16 protein-coding genes are annotated in these 18,627 nt (G+C 71.8%); 3 read left to right on the top strand and 13 right to left on the bottom strand.

The window, feature by feature from the left end; all coding sequences use genetic code 11:
• Positions 1–102: 102 nt before the first annotated feature.
• Together AB0N90_RS32255 and aroH are read right to left on the bottom strand one after the other, a co-directional pair.
• Positions 103–1,188: a prephenate dehydrogenase gene (locus tag AB0N90_RS32255; RefSeq protein WP_365202538.1), complete on the bottom strand. Its 1,086-nt coding sequence runs from the start codon at positions 1,186–1,188 to the stop codon at positions 103–105.
• Positions 1,185–1,547: a chorismate mutase gene (gene aroH / locus AB0N90_RS32250; RefSeq protein WP_365202536.1), complete on the bottom strand. Its 363-nt coding sequence runs from the start codon at positions 1,545–1,547 to the stop codon at positions 1,185–1,187. Before aroH ends, AB0N90_RS32255 begins: the two co-directional genes overlap by 4 nt.
• 195 nt (positions 1,548–1,742) lie before the next feature.
• Here aroH and AB0N90_RS32245 point away from each other — a divergent pair, with 195 nt between their 5' ends.
• Both AB0N90_RS32245 and AB0N90_RS32240 read left to right on the top strand, forming a co-directional pair.
• Positions 1,743–2,222, top strand: coding sequence for a Rieske (2Fe-2S) protein (locus tag AB0N90_RS32245; RefSeq protein WP_361681427.1), 480 nt, complete (start codon positions 1,743–1,745; stop codon positions 2,220–2,222).
• Between the two features lie 21 nt (positions 2,223–2,243).
• Complete coding sequence (locus AB0N90_RS32240; RefSeq protein ID WP_365202534.1) at positions 2,244–2,927, top strand: nucleotidyltransferase domain-containing protein; 684 nt, start codon at positions 2,244–2,246, stop codon at positions 2,925–2,927.
• A gap of 607 nt (positions 2,928–3,534) precedes the next feature.
• Here AB0N90_RS32240 and AB0N90_RS32235 read toward each other — a convergent pair.
• The 11 genes from AB0N90_RS32235 to AB0N90_RS32185 all read right to left on the bottom strand — a co-directional run bounded on the left by AB0N90_RS32235 (position 3,535) and on the right by AB0N90_RS32185 (position 16,197).
• Complete coding sequence (locus AB0N90_RS32235; RefSeq protein WP_365202532.1) at positions 3,535–4,287, bottom strand: nucleotidyltransferase domain-containing protein; 753 nt, start codon at positions 4,285–4,287, stop codon at positions 3,535–3,537.
• A 4-nt stretch (positions 4,288–4,291) separates the two neighbouring features.
• Positions 4,292–5,299, bottom strand: a complete 1,008-nt coding sequence (locus AB0N90_RS32230; RefSeq protein ID WP_365202530.1) for an ADP-ribosylglycohydrolase family protein — start codon at positions 5,297–5,299, stop codon at positions 4,292–4,294.
• Between the two features lie 77 nt (positions 5,300–5,376).
• Positions 5,377–6,438, bottom strand: coding sequence for a pseudouridine synthase (locus AB0N90_RS32225; RefSeq protein WP_361681438.1), 1,062 nt, complete (start codon positions 6,436–6,438; stop codon positions 5,377–5,379).
• A gap of 12 nt (positions 6,439–6,450) precedes the next feature.
• Positions 6,451–7,086, bottom strand: coding sequence for an SMC-Scp complex subunit ScpB (gene scpB / locus AB0N90_RS32220; protein WP_365202655.1), 636 nt, complete (start codon positions 7,084–7,086; stop codon positions 6,451–6,453).
• A 17-nt stretch (positions 7,087–7,103) separates the two neighbouring features.
• Positions 7,104–8,123, bottom strand: coding sequence for a segregation/condensation protein A (locus AB0N90_RS32215; protein ID WP_365202529.1), 1,020 nt, complete (start codon positions 8,121–8,123; stop codon positions 7,104–7,106).
• A 17-nt stretch (positions 8,124–8,140) separates the two neighbouring features.
• A complete protein-coding gene (locus AB0N90_RS32210) occupies positions 8,141–8,677 on the bottom strand; it encodes a hypothetical protein (RefSeq protein ID WP_361681443.1) in 537 nt (178 codons plus the stop codon).
• Positions 8,662–9,795 (bottom strand): ParA family protein, encoded by a 1,134-nt coding sequence (locus tag AB0N90_RS32205; protein WP_361681446.1) that lies wholly within the window; start codon positions 9,793–9,795, stop codon positions 8,662–8,664. The genes AB0N90_RS32210 and AB0N90_RS32205 overlap by 16 nt, the downstream gene beginning before the upstream one ends.
• Before the next feature lie 426 nt (positions 9,796–10,221).
• Positions 10,222–11,346 (bottom strand): alanine dehydrogenase, encoded by a 1,125-nt coding sequence (gene ald / locus AB0N90_RS32200; protein ID WP_361681449.1) that lies wholly within the window; start codon positions 11,344–11,346, stop codon positions 10,222–10,224.
• Positions 11,347–11,482: 136 nt separating this feature from the next.
• On the bottom strand, positions 11,483–13,570 hold the full coding sequence (locus AB0N90_RS32195; protein WP_361681452.1) for a tetratricopeptide repeat protein: 2,088 nt from the start codon (positions 13,568–13,570) through the stop codon (positions 11,483–11,485).
• 264 nt (positions 13,571–13,834) lie between these two features.
• The gene (locus tag AB0N90_RS32190; protein ID WP_128789427.1) at positions 13,835–14,464 is read right to left on the bottom strand and encodes an NUDIX hydrolase; all 630 of its coding nucleotides are present in this window, start codon (positions 14,462–14,464) and stop codon (positions 13,835–13,837) included.
• An 83-nt stretch (positions 14,465–14,547) separates the two neighbouring features.
• Positions 14,548–16,197 carry a CTP synthase gene (locus AB0N90_RS32185; RefSeq protein WP_361681456.1) on the bottom strand — a complete coding sequence of 550 codons (1,650 nt, stop codon included), beginning with the start codon at positions 16,195–16,197 and terminating at the stop codon, positions 14,548–14,550.
• Positions 16,198–16,811: 614 nt separating this feature from the next.
• On the opposite strand from AB0N90_RS32185, the gene AB0N90_RS32180 reads away from it, so the two are divergent.
• Entirely contained in the window at positions 16,812–18,614 is a 1,803-nt protein-coding gene (locus AB0N90_RS32180) for a glycoside hydrolase family 15 protein (protein ID WP_365202653.1), read from the top strand.
• Positions 18,615–18,627 lie beyond the last annotated feature (13 nt).

Raw genomic sequence — 18,627 nt, 5'->3', positions numbered from 1 at the left:
GGGGAGCGAGAGCGCCCCGCACAAGGTTACTGGGTGTGGGTCACTCGTCCGGACGCATACCACCGCCGGACCCCGCCCGGTCCCCCGCCCGCCCTCGCCGGGCTACTGCCGCAGTGCCCAGCCCCGCTCGCGCAGCGCGCCGGCGAGCACCGGCACGGCCCCCGGTTCGACGGAGAGCTGCACCAGCCCTGCCTGCTGTCCGGTGGCGTGCTCGATGCGCACGTCCTCGATGTTGACCCCGGCGCGGCCCGCGTCGGCGAAGATGCGCGCCAGCTGGCCGGGCTGGTCGTCGATGAGCACGACCACGGTCTCGTAGGCCCGCGGCGCGCTGCCGTGCTTGCCGGGCACCCGTACCTGGCCCGCGTTGCCGCGGCGCAGCACGGCCTCGATGCCGGTGCTGCCGGCGCGCCGCTTGTCCTCGTCCGAGGACTGGAGGGCGCGCAGGGCGCCCACGGTCTCGTCCAGGTCGGCGGCGACGTCGGCGAGCAGGTCGGCGACCGGGCCCGGGTTGGCGGAGAGGATGTCGATCCACATGCGCGGGTCGGAGGCGGCGATCCGGGTCACGTCCCGGATGCCCTGTCCGCACAGTCGTACGGCGGCCTCGTCGGCGTGTTCCAGACGGGCGGCGACCATGCTGGAGACCAGGTGGGGCATGTGGGAGACGAGGGCGACGGCGCGGTCATGGGCGTCGGCGTCCATGACGACGGGGACGGCACGGCAGTGCGAGACCAGTTCCAGGGCGAGGTTGAGCACCTCGGTGTCGGTGTCCCGGGTGGGGGTGAGCACCCAGGGCCGGCCCTCGAAGAGATCGCCGGTCGCGGCCAGCGGGCCCGACTTCTCCCGGCCGGACATCGGATGGGTGCCGAGGTAGGCGCCGAGGTCCAGGCCGAGCGCCTCCAGCTCCCGGCGCGGTCCGCCCTTGACGCTGGCCACGTCGAGGTAGCCGCGGGCCAGTCCCCGGCGCATGGCGTCGGCGAGGAGTCCGGCCACATGGGCGGGCGGGGCGGCGACGATCACCAGGTCGACGGGTCCCTCGGGGGCCGCGTCGGTGCCGGCGCCGAGCGCGGCGGCGGTACGGGCCTGTTCCGGGTCGTGGTCGGCGAGGTGCACGGTGACGCCGCGCTGCGTCAGGGCCAGGGCGGCGGAGGTGCCGATCAGGCCGGTGCCGATGACGAGTGCGGTTCTCACTGGGCGATGTCCTTGCGCAGGGCGGCCGCGGCGCCGAGGTAGACGTGGGCGATGTCGGCGCGCGGACGGTCCGACTCGACATGGGCGAGGATCCGGACGACCCGGGGCATGGCCCCGGCGATGTCCAGTTCCTGGGCGCAGATCAGGGGCACATCGCTGATGCCGAGCCCCCGGGCGGCGGCCGCCGGGAAGTCGCTGTGCAGATCGGGGGTGGCGGTGAACCAGATGCTGATCAGATCGTCCGCGGTCAGTCCGTTCCGCTCCAGGAGGGCGGTGAGCAGGGCGCCGACCTGCTCGTCCATGTGCCCGGCCTCGTCCCGCTCCAGTTGGACGGCCCCCCGGACCGCTCGTACCGCCACGGTGCTGCTCCTAGCTGACAGGTGCTGACAGGTGTTGTCGTGCTCGACCGTCCAGCCTAGTCAGCCCGCGTGGGCACGGCGCGCGGCGCCCGATCACTGAGACGATACAGGCCGTCCGGTTTCGCACATTTCCCATGCTTTCTTCCAGAAACCGGTATCGGTATCCGCATCCCGACATCTGTACGGAGTGGTGACATGACCCAGGGCGCGACGCGGCGCATGGTGATCGCGACGGGCGCGGCGGCGCTCGCGACCGGCTGTGGCGGCAACAACGGCGACACGAGCGCGGCCGCCGACGGCACGGACAGCCCCTCGCCGACGAGCCCCACGGCGGCGAGTCCCACGGCGGCGACCCCGACCGGCGCGGGCACCTCCGCGGCGGCGGACGCGAAGAAACTCGCGAGCACGAGCGACATCCCCGAGGGCGGGGGCAAGGTCTTCGACGCGCAGAAGATCGTGGTGACGCAGCCGGCGAAGGGTCAGTACAAGGCGTTCTCGGCGGTCTGTACGCATATGGGCTGCACGGTGAGCCGGGTGCAGAACGGCACCATCGACTGCCCGTGCCACGGCAGCCGGTTCAAGATCGAGGACGGTTCGGTGGCCGACGGACCCGCGACGAAGCCGCTGGCCGAGCGCCCGATCAAGGTCGACGGAAACTCCATCCAGCTGAGCTGAGGGGCCACGTAGGCTCCCGGCATGCAGCCCGAGGACCTGGTACGCGACCACACCATCTATGCCTGCGTCATGGGGTCCCGGGCCTTCGGTCTGGCCACGGACGCGAGCGACACCGACCGGCGGGGCGTGTATCTCGCGCCCACCGCCCTGTTCTGGCGGTTCGAGAAGCCGCCGGCGCATGTGGAGGGGCCGGGCGAGGAACAGTTCTCCTGGGAGCTGGAGCGGTTCTGCGAGCTGGCGCTGCGCGGCAATCCGAACATCCTGGAGTGCCTGCACTCCCCGCTGGTGGAGCGCCTGGACGACACCGGGCGCGAACTGCTGTCCCTGCGCCGGGCGTTCCTCTCCGTGAAGGTGTACGACACCTTCACCCGCTACGCCCTCGGCCAGCGCAAGAAGCTGGACGCCGACGTCCGTACGACGGGCGCCCCGCGCTGGAAGCACGCCATGCATCTGCTGCGTCTGCTGGCGTCCTGCCGCGATCTGCTGCGCACCGGCGAGCTGCACCTCGACGTGGGCGACCGACGCGAGCAGCTGCTGGCGGTGAAACGGGGCGAGGTCCCCTGGACGACCGTCGAATCCTGGATGACCCGGCTGGCCGCGGAGACGGAATCCGCCCTGCACCACACCTCATTGCCCCCGGAACCCGACCATGCCCGGGTGGCAGACTTCCTTTTCCGCACGCGCAGGGATTCGGCGCTGGGGTGAGGCGGACGGGTGACGTCGGCTCCGGAGGCGGCGCGGGTCGGTGGCCGTGGGCGGGTCCGCCCGAGGACGGACAGACCCCGGCGTGCCGCGAGCGGATCGGGGCGGGGTGCCGGTGCCTGCGGGTGGGCCGGCTCGGAGCAACGTGCCGGCGGGCGGGGCGGGGCGGCGGCGCCCGTAGACGAGGGCCGGCCGGCGATTCGCGGCACCATACCGCCGGGCGGTTCGGAGCGGGCGCCTGGTGGGTTCGCGCGTCAGGGAGCGGACGCCGAAGGGCCGGGGCTGACGCGAGACCTCGTCCGACCGTGTGGGTCCGAGCCCGCGGGTTCACCCGGCGACTCGCGCAGGGACGCCCGTACGGGAGGTGCGGACAGCGCACGACCGGCCCCGCCCGGCGGCCGCACACGGCGCCCGGGCCCGGTCGGCCGGCGCCCCGCTCGAAGGACTCCCGCACGGGCGGACGGCGCACCCTCCCCATGAGCCGGGCGCACACACGGCCCACCCGCACGGGCATTCACCCCGCCCGCCCTCGCGGAGCCGGTTCAGGGCCGACCTGCCCCCGACAACTCAGCCACCCGGCCGCACCGGAGCCGACCCCGCCCTGCCCTCCTCAGCCGCCCAGCCTCACCCGCACCACGAAGTCATGCAGCGCCTCATGACCGGTCGCCGTGTCCGGCAGGGACGATGCGGTCTGGGCCTCGTCGAGGGTGGTGTGCAGGCGTTCCACGTCGTCGGCGATGCGGGGCTGGTCGAGGCCGGGGAAGGTGCCGTGTTCCTGGGCGGCCTTGGCGGCGATCAGTTCCGGGATATAGGCGGGTGCGTCCAACTCCCGCACCAGCGTGGGCAGATGGGGCTGCACCTCGCCGGTGCGCATGAGATGGATGCCGGTCAGCAGCACACGGAACGTGTAGAGCAGCGGCTTGAGTTCGCCCGTCTTCTCGAACAGCCGCCACTGGGTCACCGCGAACCCCCGGTAGTGGTGGGCGTGATGGCTGGTGAGCACGCCCGGGGCGAGCGCGGACAGCTCGCGGTGCGCGTCGGTGGTGTGCACGACCAGCGGGGACAGCAGCTGCTCCAGCACATAGCCGTTGCGGCGCAGCATCAGCCGTACGAACTTGCGCAGGTCGTGCGTCACGAGGTCCAGCTCCGCGCCGTACCGCACCCATGTCTTCGACCGGGTCTCCTCCGGCTCGCGCAGGCCCAGGAGATCCGCGGCGGGCAGCAGATGGACGCCTCGGAGGTCCACGTCCGAGTCCTGCGAGGGGAAGCCGTACAGATGGGCCCCGGAGACGGTGGCGAACAGCAGCGGGTCGGGCTGTTCGGCGACCACGGGCGCGAGGTCTATGTCGAGGTTGTCGATCATGGGCCTAAGCGTCCCAGAGTGCGCCGAGCGCCAACAGATCTTCCCGGTACTCGATCCGCTCGACCCAGTCCGCGGGCCAGGCGTCCACACCGAGCCGCGCGCCCGCGAAGGCGCCGGTCAGACAGGCGATGGAGTCGGAGTCACCGGCGGTGCAGGCGGCCCGGCGCAGGGCGGTCAGCGGCTCGTCGGGGAAGAGCAGGAAGCACAGCAGCCCGGTCGCGAACGCCTCCTCGGCGATCCAGCCCTCCCCGGTGGCCAGGCATGGATCGTCCTCCGGGGAGTGGGTCCGCACGGCCTCCCGGAGCCGGTCCAGGATCGCCAGGCACTCGTCCCAGCCGCGCGCGGCGAAGTGCTCGGGCGTCGGGTCCTGGGAGCGGGTCCACAGATCGCCGAGCCATGTCTCGTCGTAGCGGGTCCGGTGCGCGAGGGCGTACTCCCGCAACTCCCCGACGAGCGCCGCCGGTTCGGTGCCCCGTGCGAGCAAGCGGACCGCGCGGGCCGTGAGATCGGACGCGGCCAGCGCGGTGGGGTGGCCGTGCGTGAGCCCGGACTGCAACTGGGCCGCACCGGCGCGCTGTTCGTCGCTCAGGCCGGGCGCGAGCCCGATCGGCGCGACGCGCATATTGGCGCCGCAGCCCTTGGAGCCGAGCTGACTGGCGTCCTGCCAGGCGCGGCCCTCCGCCTCCAGCAGCCGGCAGGCGGTCAGACAGGTGTTGCCGGGCGCCCGGTTGTTGTCCGGCGAGTGGTACCAGTCCACGAACTCCTCGCGCACCGGCCGCTCCAGCCGCTCGGGCGCGAGATATCCGCGCTCCATGGCGGTGCGCAGCCCCCGGCCGAGGGCGAGGGTCATCTGGGTGTCGTCGGACACGAAGGCGCGCCGCGCGAGCGGCATCTCGCGCCAGGGCCCGAACTTGGCCAGGATCTCGGGCACCTTGTTGAACTCGGTCGGGAAGCCGAGCGCGTCCCCTAGGGCGAGGCCGAGGAGCGAGCCGGTCGCGGGCCGCTTGGACATGTACATCATCCCCCTTTATCGTCACCGTGACAATAAAGGGGGATGATGATCGACGCAAGGCGCTTTCGGAGCCCGGCCTACAGTTCGACTTCCTTCATCAGCATGCCGACCTCGGTGTTCGACAGCCGCCGCAGCCAGCCGGACTTCTGGTCGCCCAGGGTGATCGGGCCGAACGAGGTGCGCACCAGCTTGTCGACCGGGAACCCGGCCTCCGCGAGCATGCGCCGCACGATGTGCTTGCGGCCCTCGTGCAGGGTCACCTCGACCAGGTAGTTCTTGCCGGTCTGCTCCACCACCCGGAAGTGGTCCGCGCGCGCGTAGCCGTCCTCCAGCTGGATGCCGTCCTTCAGGCGCTTGCCGAGGTCGCGCGGGATCGGGCCGACGATGTGCGCGAGGTACGTCTTCTGCACGCCGTACTTGGGATGGGTCAGGCGGTGCGCCAGCTCACCGTGGTTGGTGAGCAGGATGACGCCCTCGGTCTCGGTGTCCAGCCGCCCGACGTGGAAGAGCCGCGTCTCACGGTTGGTGACGTAGTCGCCGAGGCACTGGCGCCCCTCCGGGTCCTCCATGGTGGAGACGACACCGGCGGGCTTGTTCAGCGAGAAGAACTGGTACGACTGGGTCGCCACGGTCAGGCCGTCGACCTTGACCTCGTCCTTCTCCGGGTCGACCCGCTTGCCCTGCTCGGTGACGATCTCGCCGTTGACCTCGACGCGGCACTGCTCGATCAGCTCCTCGCAGGCGCGCCGGGAGCCGTAGCCCGCGCGCGCGAGCACCTTCTGGAGCCGCTCGCCCTCCTGCTCGGCGCCCGGGAAGGTCTTGGGGAGCTTGATGTCCTTCTTGCCCGCGTACCGGTCCCGGTTGCGCTCCTCGGCCCGCGTCTCGTACTCACGCGAGCGCGAGGGCTCCGTACGGCCGCTCTGCTGGGGCCGCCGCGGGCCGCCCTTGGCGCCGCCGCGCGCCGCGCCACCGCGCCCGGACTTGGGGCCGTCCTGGGTCGCGCCGGGGCCCACGTCGTAGCGGCGCTCCTCGGGGCGGGGCTTGCTGGGCCGGCCCTGCCCCTGCCGCTCGTCCCGGTTGTTGCCGGCGCCGCGGTAGTTACCGCGTCCGCCACTCTTGCCGCTGCCGCTGCTTCGCATCAAAGTTCCGTCTTAGTCGTCTGCGTCCTCTGCACCCGGCGCGTCGGGCGCGTCCGGGTCGAACGACGGGACTCCCTCCTGGGTCTCGGCCTCGATCGCCTCCGCCTCCGGGAGGAAGGGCGCGAGTTCCGGGAGCTCGTCCAGGCCGCGCAGGCCCATCCGCTCCAGGAAGTAGTTCGTCGTCCTGTACAGGATCGCACCTGTTTCGGGTTCCGCGCCCGCCTCCTCGACCAGACCGCGCTGGAGCAGGGTGCGCATCACGCCGTCGCAGTTCACTCCGCGCACGGCGGAGACCCGGCTGCGGCTGACCGGCTGGCGGTAGGCGACGACCGCGAGGGTCTCCAGCGCGGCCTGGGTGAGCCGGGCCGTCTGGCCGTCCAGGACGAGGCGCTCCACGGCGGGCGCGTAGGCGGCTCGGGTGTAGAAGCGCCAGCCGCCCGCGACCTGGCGCAGCTCGAAGCCGCGGCCCTGCGCGGTGTACTCCTCGGCCAGCGCCCGCAGCGCGTCCGCGATCTGCCGCCGGGGCCGCTCCAGGATCCTGGCGAGGTGCTCCTCGGTCGCGGGCTCGTCCACGACCATCAGGACGGCCTCCAGGGCGGGCCTGAGGTCCAGCCCCGCGACGTCGCCCGGACCCGCCGGGGCCTCGATGGTCTCGGTGGTCTCGCTCACGGCTTCGTCTCCTCCTCGGGTCCGGGCCGCTCGGGCGGCCGGTCGAACTCGTCGGTGACCATCGGCGCCGCCGCCCCGTCCCCGCCGGTCCAGCGCACCAGCAGCTCCCCGAGGGCGGCCTCCTGCTCCAGGGCGACGGCCTTCTCCCGGTACAGCTCCAGGAGCGCCAGGAAGCGGGCCACCACGGTGAGCGTGTCATCGGTGTCCGCCACCAGCACCCGGAAGCTGGCCTCGCCCAGCTCGCGCAGCCGGGTGACCACGACGGCGGCCTGCTCCTGCACGCTGACCAGCGGGGCGTGGATGTGGTCGACGTAGACCCGCGGCTCGGGCCTGGGCTGCATCGCCTTGACCGCGAGCTTCGCGAAGCCCTCGGGCCCGATGCTGATCACGACCTCGGGCAGCAGCTCGGCGTGCTCGGGTTCGAGGCCGACGGTACGGGGGTAGCGCCGGGCCTCCTCGTCGACCCGGGCGTTGAAGATGTCGGCGATCTGCTTGTACGCCCGGTACTGGAGCAGCCGCGCGAACAGCAGGTCGCGCGCTTCGAGCAGCGCCAGGTCGCCCTCGTCCTCCACCTCGGCGGCGGGCAGCAGCCGGGCCGCCTTCAGATCGAGCAGCGTGGCCGCCACGACGAGGAACTCGGTCGTCTGGTCCAGGTCCCAGTCGGGTCCCATCGCGCGGATGTGCGCCATGAACTCGTCGGTGACCTTGGACAGCGCGACCTCGGTCACATCCAGCTTGTGCTTGGAGATCAGCTGGAGCAGCAGGTCGAAGGGCCCCTCGAAGTTGGCGAGGCGGACCTTGAAGACACCGTCGGGCGTCTCGCCGGATTCGGTCGCGGGCTCCGCGGCCTCGGGTGCGGGAGTCTCCTCCGGTACGACGGCCTCGGGGATCTCGGGAGCCTCGGGGACGCCGGGGGTCTCGGGCGCCTCTTCGAGGACCGGTGCCCCCGGTCCCCGCCCCAGCGCGCGCCGACGACCGGCACCGGGGCCGGGACGGGAGGCGTCGTTCGAGGTCATCGCCCCGCAGGCTACCGCTAACGCCCCCGCAGCCGCCGTACGAGGATGCTCGCGTCCCCGCGGGACTCCAGGTCGGCCAGCACCACGGCCACCGCCTCGCGCACGATGCGCCCGCGGTCCACCGCGAGCCCGTGCTCGCCCCGGAGCACCAGCCGGGCGTGCTCCAGGTCCATCAGCTCCTCGGCGGAGACGTACACCGTGATCTTCTCGTCGTGCCGCTCGCGCCCGCTGGGCCGCCGGTTCGCCGCCCGGCCCCGCTTGCGCCCTTCGGCGGCGGAACCGTCCGGCGCGGGCCCCCGGCGCCGGGCGCGGGACTCGGCGTCGGCAGGTTCGGCCTCCGCCGCCACGTGCTCGGCGCCCTCGCCGTCCCCGTTCCGCACGGGCACGGCCTGCGGCGCGTCCTCGGCGGCGGCCACGTCGTCGCTGTCCTGCGCGGGTGCCGGCACCCGGGCGTCACCGCCCGCGGCGCGCCGGGGTGTCGACGGCTGGAGCGCCGTCCCCCCTGTCGTACGGAAGAGTTCGTCGGCCCCCGGCAGACTCACTCGGCGTGACACCGGGCGAGCACCTCCCTGGCGAGCTGGCGATAGGCGGCGGCACCGACGGAGTTGGAGGCGTACGTGGTGATCGGCTCACCGGCGACCGTGGTCTCCGGGAAGCGGACCGTACGCCCGATGACCGTGTGGTAGACGTGGTCGTCGAAGGCCTCGACCACCCGGGCCAGGACCTCGCGGCTGTGGACCGTGCGCGAGTCGTACATGGTGGCGAGGATGCCGTCCAGCTCCAGGTCGGGGTTGAGCCGTTCCTGGACCTTCTCGATGGTCTCGGTCAGCAGGGCCACACCGCGCAGCGCGAAGAACTCGCACTCCAGCGGCACGATCACCTTGTGCGCGGCGGTCAGCGCGTTCACCGTGAGCAGGCCCAGCGAGGGCTGGCAGTCGATCACGATGTAGTCGTAGTCGGGCAGCAGCGGCTTGAGCGCCCGCTGGAGCGTGGACTCGCGCGCGACCTCGGAGACCAGCTGGACCTCGGCGGCCGACAGGTCGATGTTGGAGGGCAGCAGGTCCATGTTGGGGACCGCGGTCTTCAGCAGGACCTCGTCCGCGGACATGCCCCGCTCCATGAGCAGGTTGTAGACCGTGAGGTCGAGTTCCATGGGGTTGACGCCGAGACCCACCGACAGCGCGCCCTGCGGGTCGAAGTCCACGAGCAGTACCCGCCGGCCGTACTCCGCGAGCGCGGCACCCAGGTTGATGGTCGACGTCGTCTTGCCGACGCCGCCCTTCTGGTTGCACATCGCGATGATCTTCGCGGGGCCGTGGTCGGTCAGCGGGCCCGGGATCGGGAAGTACGGCAGCGGGCGACCGGTGGGACCGACGCGCTCACGGCGCTGGCGGGCCGCGTCGGGCGCGAGCGTGGCCGCGTACTCCGGATCGGGCTCGTACTCGGCGTCGGGGTCGTAGAAGTGCCCCTCGGGCAGGTCGTCGTAGTCGGCGAGTTGGTTGTGGGGCGCGCCACTTCCGTCGCCGGCCATGGCGTTCACGTGATGGCCATCCATGCTCTGGTGTGCTGTCCGGGGCATCTGAGTTCCCAGACTCTGGTGGGCTGCGAAGGTGCGCACAGCTACGGAGCCGACAGCCTCGAATCCCGCGGGCCCCTGGCCCCCTGCGGGCATTCCTGGTTGACCACCCCCGGGAGAAAATGTCGACTCATTCACAAGTCGTCTTACCTCCTTGGTGACCAGGAAACTTCTAGACAAGGTCAGCGTGGCACCATGCCGACGGTTGGCGACTCTATGGCGTGTCGGCGGTCCGCAGCAACACAATCCGCCGGACCCGGCAGGATGTGTCGGCAATGAAACATGTCGCTGTCAAGGGCGTACGGCCGTCGCACAGCAGGTTTCACCGGGGTGCGAATCGGTTGAACGGTTACGTTCGAGGCGAGTTGACCGAGCGTCGCAAAGTGACCATACACACATCCGGCCGGACCTTGTCGGGCAAGGTCCGGCCGGGCGTGGGCGGTTGACGAGACGTGTTGACGAATCGCCTTTTACCGGTGGGCGACTGAGCGACTCACCAGGTCGTGCGCCGGGTCGCGAGGGTCAGCCGAGCAGCGCGGCCAGCTCGATGTGCTCCAGGCCGTGGGCCTCGGCGACCTCCTTGTAAACGACCTTGCCGTCATGGGTGTTGAGACCCCGGGCGAGGGCGGCGTCGCGGCGCAGCGCCTCGACCCAGCCGTTGTTGGCGAGGGAGACGATGTACGGCAGCGTCGCGTTGGTGAGCGCGTTGGTGGAGGTGTTCGGCACACCGCCCGGCATGTTGGCGACGCAGTAGAAGACCGAGTTGTGGACCTGGAAGGTCGGCTCGGCGTGCGTGGTGGGACGGGAGTCCTCGAAGCAGCCGCCCTGGTCGATCGCGATGTCGACAAGGACACTTCCGGGCTTCATGCGGGCGACCAGCTCGTTGGTGACGAGCTTGGGGGCCTTGGCGCCCGGGATCAGCACCGCGCCGATGACCAGGTCGGCCTCCAGGACGGCCTTCTCCAGCTCGAAGGCGTTGGACATGATCGCCTTGACCTTCGTACCGAAGATCTTGTCGGCCTCGCGCAGCTTGTTGATGTCGCGGTCGAGCAGGGTCACGTCGAAGCCCATGCCGACGGCGACCTGGGTGGCGTTCCAGCCGGAGACACCGCCGCCGATGACCACGGCCTTGGCCGGGGTCACACCCGGGACACCGCCGGGCAGCACACCGCGGCCGCCGTTGGCGCGCATCAGGTGGTAGGCGCCGACCTGCGGGGCGAGGCGGCCCGCGACCTCGGACATCGGGGCGAGCAGCGGGAGCGCGCGGTTCGGCAGCTCGACCGTCTCGTAGGCGATGGCGGTGGTGCCGGACTCGATGAGCGCGTCCGTGCACTCCTTGGAGGCGGCCAGGTGCAGGTAGGTGAAGAGGATCTGGTCCTTGCGAAGGCGGTGGTACTCCTCCGCGATCGGCTCCTTGACCTTGAGCAGCAGGTCGGCGGCGGCCCAGACCTCGTCGGCGGTGTCCAGGATCTGGCCACCGGCGGCCACGTACTCGGCGTCCGTGATCGAGGAGCCGAGGCCGGCGCCCCGCTCGATGACGACCTGGTGGCCGTTGCGCGCCAGCTCGTGCACGCCGGCGGGGGTGATGGCCACCCGGAACTCGTTGTTCTTGACCTCGCGGGGGATGCCGACCTTCACGTCGATCACGGTCCTTGGCTCAGAGGGTTTGGGGGGTGCATTACGGATGTACCCAGACATGCCTAGGCATACCGGGAGACACCGCAGGAACATGCGGCAGAGCCAGTTTAATGAAGGTGTTCCGCCTGTCTAGCCTTTCATTGCATCAATCTTCATTGGATGCACTGCGGATTTCGCAGGCGTTCGCGTCCGGTTCCGGGCTTGTGGCCTGCTGTGACGGCCGCTCCGGTGCCTCCTCGCCCAGGAGACGCCCGGCCGTGGCCCGGTGCAACCGGGCCGCCGTCGGGTCGCCGAGGCGCTCCAGGGTGTCCGCGAGACGCAGCTGCAAGGCGGCCTGGAGCCGGACGTCGTCCGCCCGCCGCGCCCACTCCACCGCCTCCTGGCAGGTGCGCAGCGATTCCTGGGGGCGGCCCGCGTACTCCTGGACCCGGGCGGTCTCGCTCAACGCCCGTGCCAGAGCGGCGACATCGCCGCCCTTGCGGTAGGCCGCGCAGGCCGCCCGCCAGTTGCGCAGCGCCTCGCCGTAACGGCCCGCGTAGGTGTGGGCGGTGGCGATCCGGCCGTAGAGCCGCGCGGCCTCGGCGCGCTCGCCGCGGGCCAGCCGGTCGGCCAGCGCGCGCCCGAACCAGTCGGCGGCCCGGTCGTAGTCGCCCAGCTCCAGATGGGCACCGCCTACGGATTCCATCGCGCGGCCGGTCGCGTACGGGTCGTTCGCCTCGCGTCCGGCGTCCAGCGCGGCCCGGTAGCGGGCCAGCGCGCCCTGGGTGCGGCCGGTCTGGGCGTCCAGATCGCCCAGGTTGAGCAGCGCCGCCGCCCGCTCCCGGGGCAGTCCGCGCCGCTCGGCGACATCGAGGACGAGGCCGTGCACGCCGTACAGATCGACGGCGGCCGCCTGGGTGCCGACATGCGCGGCCAGCGCCCTGACCAGCTGCGACAGTAGCCGTCTGGCCAGGGTGTCCAGCTCTCCGTCGGCCACCGCGAGCCGGGCGGAGGCCAGCAGCGCGGGCTTGCGGACGCGCAGCCAGTCGGCGGCGGCGCGCGGGTCGGCGAAGCGCAGCGGCCGGGGCAGGCCCTGGACCTTCTCCCGGGACCGGTCGCTGTCCGTCTCGGTGATGGCCCGGCAGGAGTGCAGCAGCCGTACGGTCCGCTCCAGCATCCGCGCGCGGGCCAGCTGGAGCTCCCCCGGGCGCTCCTGGGCCTCGGCGAGAGAGCGCAGCAGCGGGTGCAGCCAGCCCGGGATGTCGTACTCGGCGAGCGGCGAGTCGACCGGGCGCAGCAGACCGAGGGCGACGAAGTCGTCCAGGGTGGCGCGGGCGGCCTCGACGGAGCAGCCGGCCAGCGCGGAGGCGGTGTGGTCGTCGACCGGACCGGCCGGGGCGAGGCTCAGCAGGCGCAGTATCCGGGCGGCGGGGCCGGGCAGTTCCTCGTGGATCAGCCGGAAGATCCGGGCCAGCGGGCTCGCGTCCGCCTCCTCCGCGCCGTCCTGCGGGCAGGTGTGCATCCGCTTGGCGAGGTCGGCGACGGACGCCTTGGGGCGGGCGGCGAGCCAGCCGCCGGCCAGCACCAGCGTGGCCGGGTGGCCCTGGCACGCCTCCACCAGGCTCTCGGCGGAGCGCGGGTCCACGGTGATGCGGACCGAGCCGGTGTGGCGGGTGAGCAGTTCGAGGGCGGACTTGGTGTCCAGGCCGCCCAGGGTGCAGGGGCGGACGTCCGCGATGCCGGTGAGCGGGCCCTTGGAGACGGCCACCACCAGGCAGTCCGGGGCGTCCGGGAGCAGGGCGTCGACCTGTTCGGCACCGGCCGCGTCGTCCAGGAGGAGGAGCTTTCTGCGGTCGGCGAGGGCGGTGCGCAGGGCCGCGGAGAGGTCGTCCTCGGCGGCACCGGCCGGGGCGGGCACGCGCAGCGCGCCGAGCAGTTCGCGGGCGGCCCGCTCGACCGGCAGGGGGGTGCCGTCGGGCTCGGCGAGCCGGGCGCGCAGCACCCCGTCGGGGTAACGGTGGGCGACCTGCCGGACGAGTTCCTCGGCAAGGGTGGTGCGCCCGGATCCGGGGCGGCCCGCGATCAGCAGCACCCGTGCGCGGGGGGCCTTGCGGCCGGCCAGGGTGTCCAGGCCCGCGCGCTCGATGTCGGCGCGCAACTCCTTCAACTCCCGTGCGCGGCCCAGGAATTGGTCCCCGTCGGCCGAGGGCGCGGACAGCCGCGCATCGCCTGTGTCCACCGCCTGATCCGTCACGGGCCACACTCCCGTCCCACACCGCACGCGCAAGCCCGCCGGATCTTCCGGTACGGGCGTTCAAGAGCCTAGTTCACTCTCTGCGACGTTCCGCTCGGAGCACGACGGGGACGGCGGGGACATCGCCCGATCGGATCAGGCGATGGTCACACCAATGCGTGCGGGGCCCCGGGAACGGGGTCCGGGCGACGGCGGTCAGCACGTGGGGGGCGGGGCGGTCGGGTCATGAGGGGCCGGGTGCTCAGGACGTGAGGGACCGGGCGGTCAGGACGTGAAGGGCCGGGCCGGCCACTCCGCGTCCGCCGGGCGCAGCGCGTCCAGGCCGTCCCCGCCGCGCGCGGCCACCAGCGAGAGGACCCCGACGACCAGGCAGTTGTTGTGCACATCACCGGCGAGGATCCGGCGCACCAGCTCGTCGACCGGCACCCGGGCGTACGCCATGTCGGTCTCCTCGTGCTCCACCGCGAAGCGCTCGCCCTCGGCCTCGGACACCCCGCGGGCGAGGAAGATCCGTACGGCCTCGTCGCAGCCGCCGGGGGTGGTGTAGACGTCGGTCAGCACCCGCCAGTCCTCGGCCTTGACGTGCGCCTCCTCGTACAGCTCGCGCTGGGCCGCGTGCAGCGGGTTCTCGCCGGGCACGTCGAGCAGTCCGGCCGGGATCTCCCACAGCTTGTGCCGCACCGGGTGGCGGTACTGGTTGATCAGCAGCACCCGGTCCTGCTCGTCGAGCGCGAGGACGGCGACCGAGCCCGGGTGGACCTGGTAGTCGCGGTGGACCACCGAGCCGTCGGGCATGACCACGTCGTCGGTGCGCACCGAGGTCTTGTTGCCGACGAAGGGGGTGTCCGTCGCCCGGATCTCCCACTCCTCGGGGGTGTCCTTGATCGTCGTCATGCCCTGTCCTTCCCCATGTGCGCAGATGGCCGGGGCGCGCTCCGTTCGGATGCGCGCGCCCCGGCCACCGTACAGCGCCTGGGTTACTCGGCGATCTTCCGCTCGACGGCCGCCTTCACCAGACCGGCGAAGAGCGGGTGCGGGCGGGTCGGACGGGAGCGCAGCTCCGGGTGCGCCTGGGTGGCGACCAGGTAGGGGTGCACCTCACGCGGGTACTCGACGTACTCCACGAGCTTGCCGTCCGGGGAGGTGCCGGAGAACAGGATGCCCGCCTTCTTCTCCAGCTCCGCGCGGTAGGCGTTGTTCACCTCGTAGCGGTGGCGGTGGCGCTCCTCGACGTACTCCTTGCCCTCGTACACCTCGCGCACGATGGAGCCCTCGGCCAGCTTGGCCGGGTACATGCCCAGGCGCATGGTGCCGCCCATGTCGCCCTCGCCGGCCACGATGTCCAGCTGCTCGGCCATGGTGGAGATGACCGGGTGGGCGGTGGCCGGGTCGAACTCGGTGGAGTTGGCGTCGGCGATCTCGGCCAGGTTGCGCGCGGCCTCGATCACGATGCACTGCAGGCCCAGGCAGAGGCCGAGCAGCGGGATCTTGTTCTCGCGGGCGTAGCGGATCGCGCCGACCTTGCCGAGCACACCGCGGTCGCCGAAGCCGCCCGGGATGCAGATGCCGTCGACGCCGGCGAGCTGCGCCTTGGCGCCGGCCGGGGTCTTGCAGTCGTCGGAGGTGACCCACTTGATCTTGACGCGGGCGCGGTTGGCGAAGCCGCCGGCGCGCAGCGCCTCGGTGACCGACAGATAGGCGTCGGGCAGGTCGATGTACTTGCCGACCAGGGCGAGGGTGACCTCGTGGTCGGGGTTGTGGACGCGGTCCAGCAGGTCGTCCCAGGTCGTCCAGTCCACGTCCCGGAAGGGCAGGTCCAGCTTGCGCACGACGTAGGCGTCCAGGCCCTCGGTGTGCACGACCTTCGGGATGTCGTAGATCGAACGGGCGTCCGGGCAGGCGACGACCGCGGCCTCGTCGACGTCGCACATCAGCGAGATCTTGCGCTTGATGGCGGTGGGGACCTCGCGGTCGCAGCGCAGCACGATGGCGTCCGGCTGGATACCGATGTTGCGCAGGGCGGCGACCGAGTGCTGGGTCGGCTTGGTCTTCAGCTCGCCGGACGGGCCGATGTAGGGCAGCAGGGAGATGTGCACCACGAAGACGTTGTCCCGGCCCACCTCGTGGCGGACCTGGCGGACGGTCTCCAGGAACGGCAGCGACTCGATGTCGCCGACGGTGCCGCCGACCTCGGTGATGACGACGTCCACCGCGTCGGTGGCCATGCGCCGGATGCGGTGCTTGATCTCGTTGGTGATGTGCGGGATGACCTGCACGGTGTCGCCGAGGTACTCGCCGCGGCGCTCCTTGGCGATCACCGTCGAGTAGACCTGGCCGGTGGTGACGTTGGCCGAGCCGTCGAGGTCGCGGTCGAGGAAGCGCTCGTAGTGGCCAATGTCCAGGTCGGTCTCGGCGCCGTCGTTGGTGACGAACACCTCACCGTGCTGGAAGGGGTTCATCGTGCCCGGGTCGACGTTCAGGTACGGGTCGAGCTTCTGCATCACGACGCGCAGTCCGCGAGCCTTGAGCAGCATGCCCAGGCTGGAGGCGGTGAGGCCCTTGCCGAGCGAGGAGGCGACACCCCCGGTGACGAAGATGTGCTTGGTCGTCGTGGATTTGGGCGGCATGGCCAAGAGGGGGCTCCCGTGGTCGCTGGCTGTCGTGCGGTGCGGCTGTACGTCCCGGATCGCTCCGAGGGTGCCGTCGCTGCGGTTCGGGGGTTTTGGGCCCACCGGTCCACGGGCTACCAGGGTATCAGCGCCCGGAGGCGATGGCTTCCGGCCACGCTCCGTACACGGATGCGTCGACTTTCGGCCACCTTCCGCACGGGGACGCGCACGGCGGGCCCCGCACCGGCTGGTACCGGGGAGGTGCGACGTCACAGCTCCCCCAGGCGTCCCAGGCATAAGCACAGTCCCGGTGGGCACACACGATCATCACCGGGGGGTCACTCGTTCGGCTCACACGGGTTGCCCGGAGCGGCACGCGGATCCTGTGGGTGCGTCGTATCCTGCTCGGACATTCCCTGCCGGGCCCGGCCGGACGACGGCACACCCCCGCCTGGATCCCCCGGAACAACGAGAGCGCGGCAGTTCGTTGAGCAAAGACTGTCGTTTTGCCTCAGGGCGCGGCGGACTGCTTTGCTTCACCGCTCAACGACGCACAACAACGAACCCTTGACCGCACTAGCGACAGCCCCCTCGCGCGGGGGTGTGACGTGGCCGTTCGACTGGAGTTGCACGTGGCCGGGCGCATCGAAGACTACGCACTCATCGGAGACATGCAGACCGCCGCACTGGTCTGCCGGGACGGCACGGTGGACTGGCTGTGCCTGCCCCGCTTCGACTCGCATGCCATCTTCGCCGGCCTGCTGGGCACCGAGGAGCACGGCTTCTGGCGGCTCGGCCCGGCGCACGCGGCCGACGCCCAGCCGCCCACGGCCGCCCGCCGGAGCTACCGGGGCGACTCGCTGATCCTGGAGTCGGAGTGGGACACCCCGCGCGGCACGGTCCGCGTGACCGATTTCATGCCCCCGCGTGACGGCGCGCCCCAGCTGATCCGGATCGTGGAGGGCGTCACCGGCCGGGTGCCGATGCGCTCGGCGCTGCGGATGCGTTTCTCCTACGGCCGGGTCGTGCCCTGGGTGCACAAGCACGAGGGCCGCACGGTCGCCGTCGCCGGGCCCGACTCGGTGTGGTTCGACACCGAGGCCGAGACCTACGGGAAGTCCCTGACGACCTACTCCGACTTCACGGTCGCCCCCGGTGACCGGATCGCGTTCACGATCTCCTGGGAGCCCTCGCACAAGCGGCCGCCCGCCCTGCCGGAGCCCGAGCAGTCGCTGGAGGCGACGGAGAGCTTCTGGCGCGAGTGGGTCGAGCAGTGCACGTACCACGGGCCGTACCGCGAGGCCGTGGTCCGCTCGCTGATCACCCTGAAGGCGCTGACGTACGCGCCCACCGGCGGCATCGTCGCGGCCCCCACCACCTCCCTGCCCGAGGACATCGGGGGCGTGCGCAACTGGGACTACCGCTACACCTGGCTGCGCGACGCCGCGATCACCCTGTCCTCGCTGCTGCGCACCGGCTACCGCGAGGAGGCCCGCGCCTGGCGCGAGTGGCTGCTGCGCGCGGTCGCGGGCGACCCGGAGAACCTCCAGATCATGTACGGCATCGCCGGTGAGCGCGAGCTGGGCGAGGCCGAGCTGGACTGGCTGCCCGGCTACGAGGACTCGGCCCCGGTCCGGGTCGGCAACGGCGCGGCCCACCAGCTCCAGCTGGACGTGTACGGCGAGGTCACCGAGGCCCTGCACCTGGCCCATATGACCGGCCTCGCCCGCAACGACTACGCGTCCCTGCTCCAGCTGAAGCTGATCCGCTACCTGGAGGACCACTGGCAGGAGCCGGACGAGGGCATCTGGGAGGTGCGCGGCCCGCGCCGGCACTTCGTGCACTCCAAGGTGATGGCCTGGGTCGCGGTGGACCGCACCATCAAGCTGATCGAGTCCGGGGACGCGGACGGCCCGCTGGAGCGCTGGCGCGAACTGCGCGACGACATCCACCGGGACGTGTGCGAGAAGGGCTACGACAAGGAGCGCAACACCTTCACCCAGTCCTACGGCTCCCAGGAGCTGGACGCCTCCCTGCTGCTGATCCCGCAGATGGGCTTCCTGCCGCCGGACGACAAGCGGGTGATCGGCACCATCGAGGCGATCCAGCGCGAGCTGTCCACCTCCGACGGCTTCATCCTGCGCTACCCCACGGAGGGTCAGTCCGAGGGCGTCGACGGTCTGCCGGGCGACGAGGGCGCGTTCCTCGCGTGCTCGTTCTGGATGGCCGACGACCTCGCGATGATCGGCCGCGTCGACGAGGCCCGCAAGCTGTTCGAGAAGCTGCTCGCGCTGCGCAACGACCTCGGGCTGCTCGCCGAGGAGTGGGACCCGCGTCTGCAACGCCAGGTGGGCAACTTCCCGCAGGCGTTCAGCCATGTGCCGCTGATCGACACGGCACTGCGGCTGACAGCGTCGGGGGCGTACGGGGGTTAGCCGCCCTAGGCTG

This window comes from Streptomyces sp. NPDC093018 (assembly GCF_040684035.1).
Lineage (GTDB): Bacteria > Actinomycetota > Actinomycetes > Streptomycetales > Streptomycetaceae > Streptomyces > Streptomyces murinus.
Note: the sequence above shows the minus strand (reverse complement) of the source record. Positions and strands in the feature narration are given on the sequence as shown.

Excerpts from the sequence above, each read along its gene's own strand:
- AB0N90_RS32245 (WP_361681427.1), top strand. The coding sequence starts at position 1,743 with ATGACCCAGGGCGCGACGCGGCGCATGGTGATCGCGACGGGCGCGGCG.
- AB0N90_RS32240 (WP_365202534.1), top strand. The coding sequence starts at position 2,244 with ATGCAGCCCGAGGACCTGGTACGCGACCACACCATCTATGCCTGCGTC.
- AB0N90_RS32235 (WP_365202532.1), bottom strand. The coding sequence starts at position 4,287 with ATGATCGACAACCTCGACATAGACCTCGCGCCCGTGGTCGCCGAACAG.
- AB0N90_RS32230 (WP_365202530.1), bottom strand. The coding sequence starts at position 5,299 with ATGTCCAAGCGGCCCGCGACCGGCTCGCTCCTCGGCCTCGCCCTAGGG.
- AB0N90_RS32225 (WP_361681438.1), bottom strand. The coding sequence starts at position 6,438 with ATGCGAAGCAGCGGCAGCGGCAAGAGTGGCGGACGCGGTAACTACCGC.
- AB0N90_RS32215 (WP_365202529.1), bottom strand. The coding sequence starts at position 8,123 with ATGACCTCGAACGACGCCTCCCGTCCCGGCCCCGGTGCCGGTCGTCGG.
- AB0N90_RS32205 (WP_361681446.1), bottom strand. The coding sequence starts at position 9,795 with ATGCCCGCAGGGGGCCAGGGGCCCGCGGGATTCGAGGCTGTCGGCTCC.
- AB0N90_RS32190 (WP_128789427.1), bottom strand. The coding sequence starts at position 14,464 with ATGACGACGATCAAGGACACCCCCGAGGAGTGGGAGATCCGGGCGACG.
- AB0N90_RS32185 (WP_361681456.1), bottom strand. The coding sequence starts at position 16,197 with ATGCCGCCCAAATCCACGACGACCAAGCACATCTTCGTCACCGGGGGT.